15 protein-coding genes and 1 tRNA gene are annotated in these 14,307 nt (G+C 67.4%); 5 read left to right on the top strand and 11 right to left on the bottom strand.

Annotation, left to right across the window (positions count from 1 at the left end; genetic code table 11):
* Positions 1–12: 12 nt before the first annotated feature.
* The 5 genes from CXY91_RS06450 to psrA form a co-directional block, all read right to left on the bottom strand.
* Positions 13–750, bottom strand: coding sequence for a metallophosphoesterase family protein (locus tag CXY91_RS06450; RefSeq protein WP_100959798.1), 738 nt, complete (start codon positions 748–750; stop codon positions 13–15).
* A 105-nt stretch (positions 751–855) separates the two neighbouring features.
* Positions 856–1,659, bottom strand: coding sequence for a phosphonate ABC transporter, permease protein PhnE (gene phnE / locus CXY91_RS06445; RefSeq protein ID WP_100959796.1), 804 nt, complete (start codon positions 1,657–1,659; stop codon positions 856–858).
* Between the two features lie 14 nt (positions 1,660–1,673).
* Positions 1,674–2,483 carry a phosphonate ABC transporter ATP-binding protein gene (gene phnC, locus CXY91_RS06440; protein WP_100959794.1) on the bottom strand — a complete coding sequence of 270 codons (810 nt, stop codon included), beginning with the start codon at positions 2,481–2,483 and terminating at the stop codon, positions 1,674–1,676.
* A gap of 31 nt (positions 2,484–2,514) precedes the next feature.
* Positions 2,515–3,390, bottom strand: coding sequence for a phosphate/phosphite/phosphonate ABC transporter substrate-binding protein (locus CXY91_RS06435; protein WP_100959792.1), 876 nt, complete (start codon positions 3,388–3,390; stop codon positions 2,515–2,517).
* A gap of 78 nt (positions 3,391–3,468) precedes the next feature.
* Complete coding sequence (gene psrA, locus CXY91_RS06430; RefSeq protein ID WP_100960774.1) at positions 3,469–4,557, bottom strand: iron-containing alcohol dehydrogenase PsrA; 1,089 nt, start codon at positions 4,555–4,557, stop codon at positions 3,469–3,471.
* A 107-nt stretch (positions 4,558–4,664) separates the two neighbouring features.
* On the opposite strand from psrA, the gene CXY91_RS06425 reads away from it, so the two are divergent.
* Positions 4,665–5,552, top strand: coding sequence for a LysR substrate-binding domain-containing protein (locus tag CXY91_RS06425; RefSeq protein ID WP_091835419.1), 888 nt, complete (start codon positions 4,665–4,667; stop codon positions 5,550–5,552).
* A 99-nt stretch (positions 5,553–5,651) separates the two neighbouring features.
* Here CXY91_RS06425 and CXY91_RS06420 read toward each other — a convergent pair.
* The 3 genes from CXY91_RS06420 to CXY91_RS06410 form a co-directional block, all read right to left on the bottom strand.
* Positions 5,652–5,726 (bottom strand) — tRNA-Gly (locus tag CXY91_RS06420).
* A 125-nt stretch (positions 5,727–5,851) separates the two neighbouring features.
* Positions 5,852–6,148, bottom strand: coding sequence for a hypothetical protein (locus CXY91_RS06415; RefSeq protein ID WP_091835422.1), 297 nt, complete (start codon positions 6,146–6,148; stop codon positions 5,852–5,854).
* A 246-nt stretch (positions 6,149–6,394) separates the two neighbouring features.
* Positions 6,395–7,561 carry a 2'-deoxycytidine 5'-triphosphate deaminase gene (locus CXY91_RS06410; protein ID WP_282569365.1) on the bottom strand — a complete coding sequence of 389 codons (1,167 nt, stop codon included), beginning with the start codon at positions 7,559–7,561 and terminating at the stop codon, positions 6,395–6,397.
* 244 nt (positions 7,562–7,805) lie between these two features.
* On the opposite strand from CXY91_RS06410, the gene apaG reads away from it, so the two are divergent.
* Positions 7,806–8,198 (top strand): Co2+/Mg2+ efflux protein ApaG, encoded by a 393-nt coding sequence (apaG, locus tag CXY91_RS06405; RefSeq protein WP_100960770.1) that lies wholly within the window; start codon positions 7,806–7,808, stop codon positions 8,196–8,198.
* Entirely contained in the window at positions 8,195–9,373 is a 1,179-nt protein-coding gene (argE, locus tag CXY91_RS06400) for an acetylornithine deacetylase (protein WP_282569364.1), read from the top strand. The genes apaG and argE overlap by 4 nt, the downstream gene beginning before the upstream one ends.
* A 121-nt stretch (positions 9,374–9,494) precedes the next feature.
* On the opposite strand, the gene CXY91_RS06395 is transcribed toward argE, so the two are convergent.
* The 3 genes from CXY91_RS06395 to CXY91_RS06385 are packed head-to-tail and all read right to left on the bottom strand — an operon-like array spanning position 9,495 to position 12,636.
* Positions 9,495–10,493 carry an Hsp33 family molecular chaperone gene (locus CXY91_RS06395; protein ID WP_100959790.1) on the bottom strand — a complete coding sequence of 333 codons (999 nt, stop codon included), beginning with the start codon at positions 10,491–10,493 and terminating at the stop codon, positions 9,495–9,497.
* Positions 10,493–11,419, bottom strand: a complete 927-nt coding sequence (gene argF / locus CXY91_RS06390; RefSeq protein WP_100959788.1) for an ornithine carbamoyltransferase — start codon at positions 11,417–11,419, stop codon at positions 10,493–10,495. Before argF ends, CXY91_RS06395 begins: the two co-directional genes overlap by 1 nt.
* A gap of 5 nt (positions 11,420–11,424) precedes the next feature.
* The gene (locus CXY91_RS06385; RefSeq protein WP_100959786.1) at positions 11,425–12,636 is read right to left on the bottom strand and encodes an aspartate aminotransferase family protein; all 1,212 of its coding nucleotides are present in this window, start codon (positions 12,634–12,636) and stop codon (positions 11,425–11,427) included.
* Positions 12,637–13,353: 717 nt separating this feature from the next.
* Here CXY91_RS06385 and CXY91_RS06380 point away from each other — a divergent pair.
* Entirely contained in the window at positions 13,354–13,902 is a 549-nt protein-coding gene (locus CXY91_RS06380) for a GcrA family cell cycle regulator (RefSeq protein ID WP_091835435.1), read from the top strand.
* A gap of 78 nt (positions 13,903–13,980) precedes the next feature.
* Positions 13,981–14,301 (top strand): YnfA family protein, encoded by a 321-nt coding sequence (locus tag CXY91_RS06375; protein WP_100959783.1) that lies wholly within the window; start codon positions 13,981–13,983, stop codon positions 14,299–14,301.
* Positions 14,302–14,307 lie beyond the last annotated feature (6 nt).

The following is a 14,307-nucleotide window of genomic DNA, read 5'->3' as shown; positions in this document are numbered from 1 at the left end:
CACAGGCCCTACTTACGTCGGCAGAACCCGCCCCGTCCGCAAGGCATGGGCCCAGTCGGCGCGGCCATTGCCTTCAGCCCGCCTTGCCGCATGCTCCCAGTCATAGGCGACCGCGTGGTGCTCGATCTCGACGAAATCCGCCATCGTCACCACGGCGAAACGGGCATGCGGCGCGCCGCTCTCCGAGACATGGATGCAGGGCTCGTCGGCGTTGTAGGCGGGATTGCCGACGCTGCCTGGATTGACCACGACGGTGCCGTCATCGAGCCGAAGCAGGCGCGGTTGATGGCTGTGCCCGCACAGGACCACGGCGGGACGAGTCGGTCCGAGCAACGTCTCGACCGCGCCCGGGGCGGCGGCGACCAGGCGTCCGCCTTCGATCGCGTCGAGCAGATAGGTGTCGTCGTCCTTCGGGCTGGCATGGAGGCAGCGCGCCCCGCCGACCTCGAGCTCGAAGGGCAGGCCGGCCAGCCAATCGCGGGCATCGGCGTCGAGATCGCGCCAGGCGAAGCTGTCGGAGGCGCCGAGGCCATCGGGCGAGGCCGCGCCGAGCGCCCTGTCGTGGTTGCCGCGAACATGGCTCATCGGGGTCGCCCGCAGGAGCCGCACGGTCTCCGCCGGCCAGAGCGGGCCCGAGGCACAGTCGCCGAGATTGACGACGCGATCGACGGAGAGCCTGGACAGCCGGGCAAGCACGGCTTCGAGCGCCGGCAGATTGCCATGGATGTCGGCGATGACGCCTAGCCGCATGTCGCAAATCCCGAATCCTGAGCCGGTTCAGGACCGGCCGATCCTGTGATGACGCGTCCCGGGCCTCGCGCCAAGGCCCGGGACGTCGTGGCTTCGACGATACGATCAGCGGATCAGGGCCCTGACGCGGGATGAGACGAGGTCGGCGATCAGGACCATGGCGAGGATGACGAGGATGCAGGTCGCGGTGTCCTGGTACTTGAACAGCTTCATCGAGGAGACGAGCTCGAAGCCGATGCCGCCGGCGCCGACCATGCCCAGCACGGTCGACTGGCGGACATTGGTCTCCAGCCGGTAGAAGATCGTCCCGAGCCAGGCCGGCAGGACCTGCGGCAGCACGCCGAAGAAGAAGGTCTTGAACGGGCCGACCCCGGCCGAGCGGAACGCCTCCAGCGGCCCCTCGTCGATATCCTCCATCGCCTCGGCGAAGAACTTGCCGAGCATGCCGGCGCCATGGATGGCGAGCGCCAGCACGCCGGCGAAGGGGCCGAGACCGATGGCGGCGACGAAGATCAGCGCCAGGATGATCTCGTTGATGCCGCGCATGCAGTTGAGCAGCTGCCGTGTCGCATGAAAGACGACCGGGCTCGGGCTCAGGTTTCGCGCCGCGAAGAAGCAGACCGGCAGGGCGATGACGACGCCGAGCAGCGTCCCCCAAACCGCGACCTGCAGGCTTTCCAGAGCCGGCTGCCAGAGCCGCTCCAGGAATTCCGGGTTGGGCGGCATCATCCGGACGAGGAAGTCCACCATGTAGGGGATGCCGTTCCAGAGATTATTGGCGTTGATCTGCGAGCCGAGCGCGGCCCACCACAGGAAGACCAAAGCAGAGAGCGTGACGAAGCCGACGCCCCACCAGCCGAAGCGGCCTTGCGGGGGACGAAGGACGAGCTGCAGCGTTCCGAACGACATGGCTTGCTTCCCCGTCAGGCGGTTGCGGTGGCGATCATCGGCGCCAGCACAGGGTGGCTCGCCGGGCGAGGCTTGAGCACGCGGGCGATGCCGGGGTCCTCAAGGCCGGGATAGATCTGGTGGACGATCTCCGAGGTCAGCTGGTCGGGCGTGTCGTCGAAGACCACCCGGCCGCCGCTCAGGCCGACGATGCGCTCGCCGAACTCGACGGCATAGTCGACCTGATGGAGGTTGCAGATCACCGCGATGCCCTCCTCCTTGCAGATCGCCTTGAGGTAGCCGAGCACGACGCGCGAGGTCTTGGGATCGAGGCTCGCCACCGGCTCGTCGCAGAGGATCACCGCCGGCTGCTGGGCCAAAGCCCTGGCGATGCCGACGCGCTGCTGCTCGCCGCCGGAGAGCTGGTCGCCGCGCGAATTCGCCTTCTGGGCGAGCTCGACCCGGGCCAGGCACTCCATCGCGATCGCGACATCGGCTTTCGGGAAGAGCTGCAGCATCGAGAGGAAGGACGACAGCCCCGCCATGCGGCCAACCAGCACGTTCTTCAGCACCGACAGGCGCTTCACGAGGTTGTGGTGCTGGAAGATCATCGCCACCGGCCGCTTGCCGGCGGCGCCGCGCCTGAGGTCGAGCACCTTGCCGGCGATGACGGTCCGGCCCGCATCGGGCTGCGCCAGTCCGTTGATGCAGCGCAACAGCGTCGACTTGCCGGCGCCGCTGGGACCAAGCACGACGAGGAACTCGCCGGCTTTGACGCTGAGGTCGATGCCCTGCAGGACCGGGCGGCCCGCATAGGACTTCTTCAGTCCTTCGATCTTGATCATGCCGCTTCCTCCGCCGGTCGCGTTTGCGCGACTACTTCATCTTGGTGAGATCGAGCTTCAGCACCTTCGCGGTCTCGCGAATGATGTCGTAGGCTTGGTCGTTCGTCTCGACGAAGCGGTTGAGCTTGCCCTGGTCGGCCCAGGTGATGTCGCGAATGTTCAGGAAGGCCGACTTGATGTTCGCCTTCAGCTCCTCCGGCAGGTTCTTGCGCCAGCAGGTCGGCGATTCCGGGATCGGGTCCGACTCCCAGACGACCTGGAGGTCGGCGCGATCGACCAGCTTCTTCTGGACGGCAGCATCGAGGATGCGGTCTGCGATCGTCGCCGCATCGACCCGCTTGTTGGCGACGGCGAGCGCATTGGCATCGTGCGAGCCGGTGAAGAGGACCCGGCCGAAATCCTTCTCGGGATCGAAGCCGAGCTTCATCAGCCCAGCCTTGGGAAAGAGATGGCCCGAGGTCGATGACGGATCGACGAAGGCAAAGGTCCGCCCCTTCAGGCCCTTCCAGTCGCTAATGCCGCTGTCCTTCCGCGCAATGATCTGGCTGCGATAGAAGCTGCGGCTCGATTTGGCCGTCTCGGCGGTGGCGAAGGCCTCGATCGCCGCGACGGTGGTGCCGAGCACATAGGAGAACGGGCCGAGATAGGCGACGTCGACATGGTTCGAGCGCATCGCCTCGATCACGCCGTTGTAGTCGGAGGCGACGAAGCCCTGGACGGTGATCCCGAGATTCTTCTGGAGCGCGGCGAGGAGCTGGGCGCTCGACTCCAGCATCGCTCGCGAATCCTCGGACGGGATCAGCCCAACCCGGACCAGCTTGGTCTGGGCTCGGACCAGGGCCGGTGCCGCCAGCAGCGATCCCGCAGCCAGCGAACCCTTCAATATCGTGCGACGCGTGGTGGTCATGTCATCCTCCCGAGATGATCCGGCGATCTTCTGATCGTCCGGCGAACCGTTGCGGGCGTCGTTGCCCGATGCGTGCTCTCAGGCGGCCATGGCCGCCTGCCGTCCGATGAAATTGCGGCCGCGCTCGCCTTCGAGCGCCTTGCCGACGAGACGGTTCCATTCGCCGGCCGAGACGCCATAGGCGGCAGGGTCGGTCGCAACGCCGAGATCCCGCAGGAAGGCGCCGAGCCGCTCGGCCCCCGCCTCGAGATCGGGGCCGAAGACACGGCGCAGCGCGGCATCGCATTGCGGCTGCGCGCCCATCGCCCAGCGCATCACCATGGGCAGCGAGAAGGAGCAGGCGATGCCGTGGATCGTGCCGCTCTTCAGGGTGATGTCGTAGGAGATGTTGTGGGCGAGTGCCGTCCTGGTGTTGGAGAAGGCGAGGCCCGCCAGCAGGCTGGCGCGCATCTGCCGGGTCCGGAGCTCGACATCGCCAAGGCGTTCCAGCAGGCGCGGCAGCGTCTCGATGATCTCCCTGGCAGCCTCGACCGCATAATTGGCCGAGACCGGATTGCCGTTGACGTTCCAGATGCTCTCCAGCGCGTGGGAGAGGGCATCGAGCCCGGTCGCCAGGGTGAGGCCGCGCGGCGCGCCGACCGTCAAGGCGGGGTCGAGCACGGCCGTCTCCGGATAGAGACGGGGATGTGCGAGCGAATACTTGCTGCCATTGGCCTGATCCCAGACCGTCGCCCAGGAGGTGACCTCGGAGCCGGTGCCGGCCGTGGTCGGCACGGCGATGATCGGGATGATCGCGGCCCAGTCGAGCGGCGTCTTCTCGGTCAGGTGCCGGCGGACTGTCTCGAAGTCGCCGTCGCTGGCCGCCAGCACCTTGGCGGCGTCGATCATCGAGCCGCCGCCGAGCGCGACGATGACCTCGGCCGGCTCGGCCGCGCCGAACTGGCGGCAGGATTCGGCGAGATCGGCGCAGTCCGGATTGGTCTCGATATTGGTGATCGAGACGACCGGCGCGCCGACCACTGCGGTCAGCCTGGCGGAGAATTCGCGGAAGAGCGGCTGGTCATAGGTGACGAGGGCCCAGCGCCGCCCGCCGATCTGCCCGGCGACCTCGTCGAGGAGGCCGCTGCCGAACCGGATCTTCACGGGGTTCCAGTACGCCCAGTTCATGCGGTCCATCCCTCGCAATGCGCCTTGCCGGCTCGTTGTCAGGATGCTCACAGAGCTCCATTCTTATAACAAATTGATTTTTCGATCTGAATGAATAGAAATTCTCTATGCGTTACACTCAGCTCCGGTCCTTCCACAACGTCGCGAATGCCGGCGGCTTCAACGCCGCCGCCGAGGCTTTCAACATCAGCCAGCCGACGCTGACGGCGCAGGTCGGGGCGCTGGAGGAGGAGTTCGGGGTCGAGCTCTTCGTCAAGCGCGGCCGGCGGCGCGAGCTGAGCGAGAGCGGGCGCCAACTGCTTGGCATCACCACCCGGCTCTTCGCCGAGGAGGCCGAGGCGCTCGCCTTCCTGACGGAATCGCGCGAGCTCCGGACGGGCCGGCTCTCGATCGGCGCCGTCGGCCCGTTCCACGTCACCGAGATGCTCGCTGCCTTCAACCAGGCCTATCCGGGGATCGAGCTGGCCGTGAAGATCGGCAACTCCGCCGAGGTGCTCGGCGACCTCGAAAGCTATCGCTGCGACGTCGCGGTGCTCGCCTATATCGACGAGGACGACCGGCTGCTGACCATCCCCTATCGCCGCCACCCCGTCGCGGTCTTCGTGCGGCGCGATCATCGCCTGGCGGATCAGCGCAGCATCCGGCTGCCGGAGCTGGCGGGGGAGCCGATGATCGCACGCGAACAGGGCTCGACGACACGGCGTGCCTTCGAGAGTGCGCTCGCCAAGACGGGCACGAAGCCGCGTCTGGTGATGGAGATCGGCAGCCGAGAGGCGATCCGCGAGGCTGTGATCCGCGGGCTCGGCATCAGCTATGTCTCGGAGGCCGAGTTCGTTCCGGACGAGACGCTGCGGCTGATCCCGATCGAGGGCGCCGAGGTCTACACCTATGCGCATGTGGTCGTGCTGAAGCAGCGGCAGACCAGCCGGATCATCAAGGCCTTCCTCGACGTCGTCCAGCGGACCCGCGACGCCTCAGGCATCGTCGATGCGTAGAGCGTTGAGGGAACGCGGAACGGCGCAAGCGACGGCTACGTCAGCAGGATCGGCCGCCAACGACGAGCCGCCGCAATCGACTGAGCTTCAAGGAGATTTTGGAGCGGGCGATCGGGATCGAACCGACGACATTCAGCTTGGGAAGCTGACGTTCTACCACTGAACTACGCCCGCGTGCTGTCCGTATAGCCGGGCCGGACTGCCCGCCGCAAGCCGGTCGATCCAACATTCCGGATATAAACGAAAAAGCCGCGCCGGACCCCTGTCGCCCGGCGCGGCTGGTTCAGACGCCGAGCGCCTCAGTAGCAGCCGTAATAGCCGCAGCCATAATAGCCGTAGTGGCGGCGCGACGAAGCGGCGATGACCGCACCGCCGACCGCACCGGCGACGACGCCGGCCGCAACCGCGTTGCTCGCCTGGGCGTTGGAGCGGCGGAAGCTCTGGAACACCTCGCTGCGGCAGCGCTCGAAGGCGCGGGTGCCGGGGCGGTGGCCGGCATCGAGGCAGACCTGGTCGGACTCGGCCGCCGACTGCTCGACGCTCTGGCAGCCGCCGAGGGCGGCGGCGAGGACGCCGGCGATGATGAGGGCGCGCATGAGAAATCCTTTCCCTGTAGACATTTGGCCACGAAAGCCATGAAGCGGAAGGCGGTCGAAGCCTGCCGCCGGTGACACAAGCATGAACGCGCCGCTGGCCAGCGGCCGGCAACGCCATCGGCGCTTGCAGCCATCTGACACGGAATCGCCGTTTTGTCGCCCCGTAGCTCGCCGTCCGGGCAATCTTCCTGCGTGCGTTGCGGATTCGCAGCTAAGGAAAGGTTGAATCGGCCGCGAATTCGTCGCTCAAGCCGAGCGGAAATGCTTGGAGAGCTTCAGCGCCTGGCCTTGGTAATTGGAGGTGCCGATCGCGCCATAGAGGGCGTCGGGCTCGGCCGCCATCCGCTCGAAGGCGAGGCGCCCGACCACCTGCCCGTCCTCGAGCAGGAAAGGCACCTCGTGGCTCCGGACCTCGAGCACGCCGCGGCTGCCAGGCACGCCTCCGGCACCGACGCCGAAGCCGGGATCGAAGAAGCCGGCATAGTGGACGCGGAACTCGCCCATGGCCGGGTCGATCGGCGCCATCTCGGCGGCAAAGGCCGGCGGGATGTAGATCCGTTCCTTCGAGGCGAGGATGTAGAATTGATGCGGGTCGAGGATGAGCCGTCCCCGCTTGGCCGGGATCGGCGTCCAGAAATCGTCGATCTCGTAGCCGCCGACACGGTCGACATCGATGACGTCGGTGAAGCGCTGGGCCTGGTAGCCGATGATCTCGCCCTCGGCATCGCCGAGATGGATGCTGAACAGGAGGCCGTTGCGGATCGTCGCGGGGCCGTCGACCAGAGCGGTCTGGCGATGGACTTCGCGCAGCTCGCGGTCGGAGACGCGAAAGCCCTCCGCCTCCTCCTGGCCGGAGCCGCGGCGGCGGAAGCGCAACTGGTTGAGGCGGCTGCCCTTGCGCACCTTGATCGAGAAGCTCGATGGCGAGATCTCGGCGTAGAGCTTGCCGGAATAGCCGCCGGCGACGCTGTCGAAGGCTTCGCTGCGGTCGGCGATCAGGCGGGTGAAGACGTCGAGTCGGCCGGTCGAGCTCTTCGGATTGGCGAAGGCCGAGATCGTCGCCGGCAGATCGTGCAGCGACTCCATCAGCTCGACGACATAGACGCAGTTCTTCTCGAGGATCGCACCCTCCTCGAGGGAGACCTCGTCCTGGGTCAGGTCGGCGAGCATCTGGGCGACGCTCTTGTTCGGCCCGGGCAGGAAGCTGGCGCGGACGCGATAAGCCTTGTGACCGAGCCGAAGATCGATGCTCGCCGGCTGGTACTGGCTCTCGGAAAAGGCGCCGGAGGTCGAGCGGACCATGCCGCGATGCACGAGTTTGCGGATGTCCTGGCGCGGCAGCACGCCGGAGGGGCCGGCGAGCGAAGCCGGCGCGGTCGCGATCTCGGCCAGCATGTCGGGCGATGTCGCCATGGCGCTATCAGACCACCTTGTGAAGCGCGGCGCAAAGCCAGCCTGCCGCGAGATTGATCGTTCTTCCTGCCGCACCGGGGAGCCGCTGGCGAGTCCGGCGCCACGTTTTCCACATGCCGGCATCGCTGCGGATCATCGGGTATACATCCGGTTGACGGCATTGACGCTGCGCCGTTGCCGGTCATAACAAGGCCTTCCCGCCGCCCCGGCGAGAGCCGCGCGCAGACGGCACGGAGCCGCGATGATCTACCAGGCCGAAACCCATGGCGTGCGCGTCACCGCCTCGCCCAAGTTCATGGACTCTGAATCCACGCCGGACCAGAGCCGCTATTTCTGGGCCTATACGATCGAGATCGAGAACCTGTCGCCCCGCACCATGCAGCTGATGGCGCGGCACTGGGTCATCACCGACGGACGCGGCGAGGTCCACGAGGTCCGCGGCGACGGCGTGATCGGCCAGCAGCCGGTGCTGCAGCCGGGCGAGCGCTTCAGCTATACCTCCGGATGCCCGCTGATGACGCCCGATGGCAGCATGCGCGGCGTCTATGCCATGCTCGGCGAAGACGGCGCGCGGTTCGATGTCGAGGTGCCGCTGTTTCCGCTCGACTCGCCCTATGTGAAGAAGGTCCTGCATTGACGATCGCCACACCGACCGGGCAGCGCTACCAGCCGCTCGACATGCTCGCCCGCCTCGTCGCCTTCGACACGGTGAGCCACAAATCCAATCTCGACCTGATCGCCTTCGTCGAGGATTACCTCGCCGGCTGGGGCGTGCCGTCCGTGCGCTTCCCGAACGCAACCGGCGACAAGGCGGCGCTGTTCGCCACGATCGGCCCGCAGGACAAGGGCGGCATCGTGCTCTCCGGCCATACCGATGTCGTTCCGGTCGAGGGCCAGGCCTGGTCGCGCGATCCGTTCACACTGCATGTCGAGAACGGCAAGGCCTATGGCCGCGGCTCGGTCGACATGAAGGGCTTCGTCGCGCTGGCGCTGGCGCTCGTGCCGGACTTTCTCGCCGCCGACCTCAAGACACCGATCCACCTGTTCTTCTCCTATGACGAGGAGGTGACCTGCCTCGGCGTCGTCGACGGCATCGCCGCGATGGGCAGGAGCCTGCCAAAGCCACGCGCCGTCATCGTCGGCGAGCCGACCTCGCTCGAACTCGCCGACGCGCATAAGGGCATCCGCACCTTCTTCACCGCGATCACCGGCTTCGCCGCCCATTCCTCCAAGCCGCATCTCGGCGCCAGCGCCGTCCATGCCGGCACGCGCCTCGCCGCTGGCCTCGTCGCCATGGCCGATGAGCGCGAAGGCCGGATCGACGAGAGCGGGCGCTTCGATCCGCCCTATGACACCGTCCATATCGGCAAGTTCCATGGCGGGATCGCCCGCAACATCCTGGCCGATCGCTGCGATCTCGCCTGGGAGGTGCGCACGCTGCCGGGCTCCGATCCCGAAGAGGTGCCGGCCCGTTTCGCCAGGCTGTCGGAGGAGGTGCTGGCGCGGATGCGAAGGACCGCGCCGTCGGCTGCGATCGAGACGGTGATGAGCTCGGACGTGCCGGGCCTCGCGCCCGATCCGGGCTCGGAGGCCGAGACGCTGGTGATGCGCCTCGCCGGCCGCAACCGCACCATCGCCGTCGCCTATGCCACCGAGGCCGGGCATTTCCAGCGCGCAGGCCTGCCGACCATCGTCTGCGGCCCCGGCTCGATCGACCAGGCGCATCAGCCGGACGAGTACATCACGCTGGAGCAGTTCGCCGCCGGCGAGGCCTTCATGCGCCGGCTGCTGGCGGAATGCCGGGTGGGGTAAAGCGCCGTCATTCTCGGGCGAAGCGCAGCGCAGACCCGAGAATCTCCTGACGAGAAGGCACTAGACGGAGTCTTCTCCGGCCTGAGATGCTCGGGTCAAGCCCGGGTATGACGCGCCATGTTCACGCCCCCGCCGCGATCTCCGCCTCGACCTCGGCCGGGTCGAACTCGTAGCGGCGCGAGCAGAACTCGCAGGTGACGCCGAGCGTGCCGTCATCGGCGATCATCGCCTTGCGGTCGTCGGCGGAAAAGCCCTTAAGCATGCCGAGCACGCGTTCGCGCGAGCAGCGGCAGGCCTCGTGCACCGCGACGGGCTCGAAGACATGGGCGCCGCGCTCATGGAAGAGCCGGTAGAGCAGGCGCTCGCTCTCCAGCAGCGGATCGAGCAGTTCGTGATGCTCGATCGTCTCGACCAGCGAGCGCGCCTCGGTCCAGGCGTCGTCGCTGACACCGTCATCGTCGCCGGCGGCAAGGATCTCATGGCCTTCGGGCGCATCGCCAGGGTGGAGATCGGCAGCGCGCATGCGCTCGGGCGAGTTCGGCATGAACTGCACGATCAGACCGCCGGCACGCCAGGCGAGGCCGGCGCCGGTCAGGACCGAGCCGACGCCGAGCCGGATGCGGCTGGGAATCTGCTCGGACTGGCGGAAATACTGGTGGCCAGCTTCTTCCAGACTCTGTCCGTCAAGCGCGACGACGCCCTGATAGCGCGTCGCCTCGCTGCCCTGGTCGACGGTCATGGCCAGATGGCCCTTGCCAAGCAGATCGCCCGTCGAGATCGCGTTTGCATCGATCGCGGCCGCCAGCTGATCGGCATCGTAGCGAGCCATGGCGCGGTAGCAGTCGGGCGCGTTGAAGTCGACGACCAGCATCGAGACCGGCCCATCGCTCTTGGTCTGCAGCTGGAAGCGGCCTTCGCCCTTGAGCGTGGTACCGAGCATGACGGCGAGCGCCGCGGCCTCGGCGAGGACGCGCGCAACGGGTTCGGGGTAATGATGCCGCGCTAGGATTTGGTCGAGCGAAGGGCCGAGCCTGACGACCCGGCCGCGCACGTCGAGATCGGGCACGGCGAAGGGCAGCACCCGATCGTCGGGTGCGCCCGCGGGCGAGCCTTCCGCCATCAGGCCGCCACTCCGCCGAAGCACCAGGCCAGGATGCCCTTCTGGGCATGCAGCCGGTTCTCGGCCTCGTCGAAGACAGCCGATTGCGGGCCGTCCATGACCTGGTCGGTCACTTCCTCGCCGCGCGAGGCCGGCAGGCAATGCATGAAGATCGCATCCTTCTCGGCGCGGCCGAGCAGGCGCTCATCGACCTGGTAGGGCCGCAGCAGGTTGTGGCGCGTGCCTTCCTGGTCGCCCATCGAGACCCAGCAATCGGTGATGACGCAGTCGGCGCCCTCGACCGCCGCCTCGGGACGATGGGTCAACTGCAGCCTGGCGCCCTGGTCGCGGGCCCAGTCGAGCAGCGCCGGCGGAGGCGCGAGCTCTTCGGGCGTCGCGATGGCGAGCTCGAAATCGAGCCGGCCGGCGGCATGGACCCAGGAGGTCAGGACGTTGTTGGTGTCACCGGTCCAGGCGATGCGCTTGCCCTTGATCGAGCCTTTGCGCTCCTCGAAGGTCATGACATCGGCCATGACCTGGCAGGGATGCTGGCGCTTGGTCAGGCCGTTGATCACCGGCACGGTGGCGTATTGCGCCATCTCGACCACGGCGTCGTGGTCGAGCATGCGGATCATGATCGCATCGACATAGCGCGAGAGCACGCGGGCGGTGTCGGCGATGGTCTCGCGCTCGCCGAGCTCGATCTCCTGGCCGGTCACCATCATCGGCGAGCCCCCGAGCTCGCGGATGCCGACGTCGAAGGAGACGCGGGTCCGCAGCGATGGCTGCTCGAAGATCATGGCGATGACCTTGCCTTCGAGCAGGCGGTCGGCCGCGGCCGCGGGCGTGCGCCGGCGGGCCTTGATGTCCTCGCCGGCCTTGAGGATGGCGCGGAGCTCTCCGGCCGAGAAATCCGAGAGATCGAGAAAGTGACGCGTCGCAGACATTATGCTCACTCCGCTGCCGGCCGGGCGAGCTCCGCCTCGACCGCGCCAGCCGCCTTGTCCAGCCGCGCCACCGCCTCGGCCACCTCGCTCTCGCCGATGATCAGCGGCGGCAGCAGGCGCACGACATTGTCGCCGGCCGCCACCACGAGCAGGCCGGCGGCCCGCGCCTGCGCGACGAAATCGGTGTTCGGGGTCTTGAGCTTGAGGCCGAGCATCAGCCCCTCGCCGCGGATCTCCTCGATCACCTGGGGATGCTGATCCTTGAGCTGGGCCAGCGACTGGCGCAGACGCAAGGCCGTCTTCTGGACATGGTCGAGGAAGCCCGTCGCCAGGATGACGTCGAGCACGGCGTTGCCCACCGCCATGGCCAGCGGATTGCCCCCGAAGGTCGTGCCGTGGGTGCCGAGCGTCATGCCGGAGGCGGCCTCTTCGGTGGCGAGGCAGGCACCCATCGGGAAGCCACCGCCGATGCCCTTGGCGATCGACATGATGTCTGGAGCGACACCGGAATGCTCATAGGCGAAGAACTTGCCGGTGCGGCCGACGCCCGTCTGGATCTCGTCGAAGATCAGCATCAGCCCGTGCTCGTCACAGAGCTCGCGCAGCTGCTTGAGGACACGCATCGGCACCGAGCGCAGGCCACCTTCGCCCTGGATCGGCTCGATCATGAGCGCGGCGGTCTCCGGGCCGATCGCGGCCTTCAGCGCCGCCTCGTCGTCGAACGGCACCTGATCGAAGCCATCGACCTTCGGGCCGAAGCCGTCGATGTATTTCTGCTGGCCGCCGGCGGCAATGGTCGCGAGCGTGCGGCCATGGAAGGCGCCCTCGAAGGTGACGACCCGGAAGCGCTCCGGATGGCCTTTCGCGGCGTGGTACTTGCGCGCCATCTTGATGGCGCACTCGTTCGCCTCGGCGCCCGAATTGGTGAAGAAGACGCGTTCGGCGAAGGTCGCCTCGCAGAGCCGGCGGGCGAGCTTCTCGCCCTCGGGCATCGTGTAGAGATTGGAGGTGTGCCAGATCCGCTGCGCCTGGGCGGTCAGCGCCTCGACCAGATGCGGATGGGCGTGACCCAGCGAATTGACGGCGATGCCGGCGCCGAAATCGAGATAGCGGGTGCCGTCGGCGGTGATCGCCCAGGCGCCCTCGCCACGCTCGAGCGCGATCGGGGCCCGGGCATAGGTCGGCAGGAGAACGGAAGAAGCGGAAGCGGTGCTCATGGAGCAAAATCCTTGCGGCGAGACGGGAAAATAGCGCGGAATCTCGGGCCGGGAACGGCAGGATGGGACGCAAGGCGGCATGATGCCGGCACGATGCGACCCGCCGGCGACATTATCGTCGCTGGCCGCTCCCGCCGTCTCGTCGCGCGTCAAGCCGCATCAAAGGAAAATCCCGATCGCTCAAAAACATAAGCGCCGCCCTTGGGGGCGGCTGCGTCGCACGACTATGCAAAACCGGCCCGGCCCTGTCAATTCCGGCTGACCTCGCGGCAGGACGGCCGCCGCCGAAATCAGCCCTCATCCTGAGGAGCCGCGTGAGCGGCGTCTCGAAGGATGCTCCAGGAGGCTCCGGAACCAACTGGAGCATCCTTCGAGACGCGATCTGCGATCGCTCCTCAGGATGAGGGCTGGAGCTTCATCTGCAATTGCCCCGACCTCGCGGCAGCGTTGCCGAATAGACTCACTGTCCGGCCGTCTGCGGCGATTGGCTGGGGAAAAGCCGAATTACGATTCGGCGACTCTTGTGGCCGAGTCAGGCCATCTTGTATGGTCCTCTTCGTCAGATACGACATCTCGTGCGGCGTCTCCTGTATCGTCAGTTCCGGGCGTAACGGCTTCCGTTTTGTGACGGACGCTGCCGGTATCGGATTCCGCCATGATCTCTCCCTATGCCTCGCCGGCCCGCTGGCGAAGCATTACGAAGACAGGTGCAACCCCATGACCGAAGCCGGAGCCTGGACCGACGAACGCGTCGAACTGCTCAAGAAGCTCTGGAATGACGGCCTGAGCGCGAGCCAGATCGCCGCCGAGCTCGGCAGCGTCACGCGCAACGCCGTCATCGGGAAGGTTCACCGTCTCGGCCTGTCCGGCCGGGCCAAGAGCCCCGGTTCGGCCACGCCGCGCCCGCGCAAGCCGGCGGCCCGCCCGCCGAGCCATCCCGCCGGCCATCAGAACGGTGGCGCCGGGCTGACTCGCGGCAACACCGCGCTGGCACCGCAGTTCGCACCCGAAATCGCGACCGAAGCACAGGTCGAGCGCGCTCCGGCGCCGGCCGAGGACGTGGTCGTGCCGTTCTCCGAGCGGGTCACGATCATGGATCTGCGCGAATATATGTGCCGGTGGCCGATGGGCGACCCGACTACGCCGGAGTTCCGCTTCTGCGGCGGCCGCAGCGCGACCGGCATGCCCTATTGCGCCTATCACGCCCGGATCGCCTACCAGCCGGCGGCCGACCGGCGCCGCGAGCGCAAGCCCGTCCGCGCCTGAGGCGGCGTAACCATCCAAAATCGGAAAAGCCGGCCCTCGTGGCCGGCTTTTTTATGGGCAGGACCACGGGAGAGCGCCATGGCGACCTTTGCGACCTATGCCGCCGCGGCGCTGGCGGAGATCGCCGGCTGCTTCGCCTTCTGGGCCTGGCTCAAGCTCGGGAAGTCGGCCTGGTGGCTGCTGCCGGGCCTGGTATCGCTTGCGGCTTTCGCCTGGTTGCTGGCCCTGCTCGACAGTCCAGCCGCCGGGCGCACCTTCGCCGCCTATGGCGGCGTCTATATCGTGGCGTCGCTGGCCTGGATGGCGCTGGTCGAGAAGGTGCTACCAGATCGCTACGACCTGGCAGGCGCCGCGCTCTGCCTTGCCGGCGCAGCGGTGATCATCGCCGCGCCGCGCTGACAGAAG

The organism is Allobosea sp. FBZP-16, assembly GCF_002831785.1.
Classification (GTDB): Bacteria; Pseudomonadota; Alphaproteobacteria; order Rhizobiales; family Beijerinckiaceae; genus Allobosea; species Allobosea lupini.
Note: the sequence above shows the minus strand (reverse complement) of the source record. Positions and strands in the feature narration are given on the sequence as shown.

What these genes read in the sequence shown, in the direction of transcription:
- CXY91_RS06450 (WP_100959798.1), bottom strand. Translation starts at nt 750, where the DNA reads ATGCGGCTAGGCGTCATCGCCGACATCCATGGCAATCTGCCGGCGCTC.
- phnE (WP_100959796.1), bottom strand. Translation starts at nt 1,659, where the DNA reads ATGTCGTTCGGAACGCTGCAGCTCGTCCTTCGTCCCCCGCAAGGCCGC.
- psrA (WP_100960774.1), bottom strand. Translation starts at nt 4,557, where the DNA reads ATGAACTGGGCGTACTGGAACCCCGTGAAGATCCGGTTCGGCAGCGGC.
- CXY91_RS06415 (WP_091835422.1), bottom strand. Translation starts at nt 6,148, where the DNA reads ATGCGCGCCCTCATCATCGCCGGCGTCCTCGCCGCCGCCCTCGGCGGC.
- CXY91_RS06435 (WP_100959792.1), bottom strand. Translation starts at nt 3,390, where the DNA reads ATGACCACCACGCGTCGCACGATATTGAAGGGTTCGCTGGCTGCGGGA.
- CXY91_RS06410 (WP_282569365.1), bottom strand. Translation starts at nt 7,561, where the DNA reads ATGGCGACATCGCCCGACATGCTGGCCGAGATCGCGACCGCGCCGGCT.
- CXY91_RS06380 (WP_091835435.1), top strand. Translation starts at nt 13,354, where the DNA reads ATGACCGAAGCCGGAGCCTGGACCGACGAACGCGTCGAACTGCTCAAG.
- CXY91_RS06395 (WP_100959790.1), bottom strand. Translation starts at nt 10,493, where the DNA reads ATGGCGGAAGGCTCGCCCGCGGGCGCACCCGACGATCGGGTGCTGCCC.
- CXY91_RS06385 (WP_100959786.1), bottom strand. Translation starts at nt 12,636, where the DNA reads ATGAGCACCGCTTCCGCTTCTTCCGTTCTCCTGCCGACCTATGCCCGG.
- CXY91_RS06425 (WP_091835419.1), top strand. Translation starts at nt 4,665, where the DNA reads ATGCGTTACACTCAGCTCCGGTCCTTCCACAACGTCGCGAATGCCGGC.
- argF (WP_100959788.1), bottom strand. Translation starts at nt 11,419, where the DNA reads ATGTCTGCGACGCGTCACTTTCTCGATCTCTCGGATTTCTCGGCCGGA.
- CXY91_RS06375 (WP_100959783.1), top strand. Translation starts at nt 13,981, where the DNA reads ATGGCGACCTTTGCGACCTATGCCGCCGCGGCGCTGGCGGAGATCGCC.
- phnC (WP_100959794.1), bottom strand. Translation starts at nt 2,483, where the DNA reads ATGATCAAGATCGAAGGACTGAAGAAGTCCTATGCGGGCCGCCCGGTC.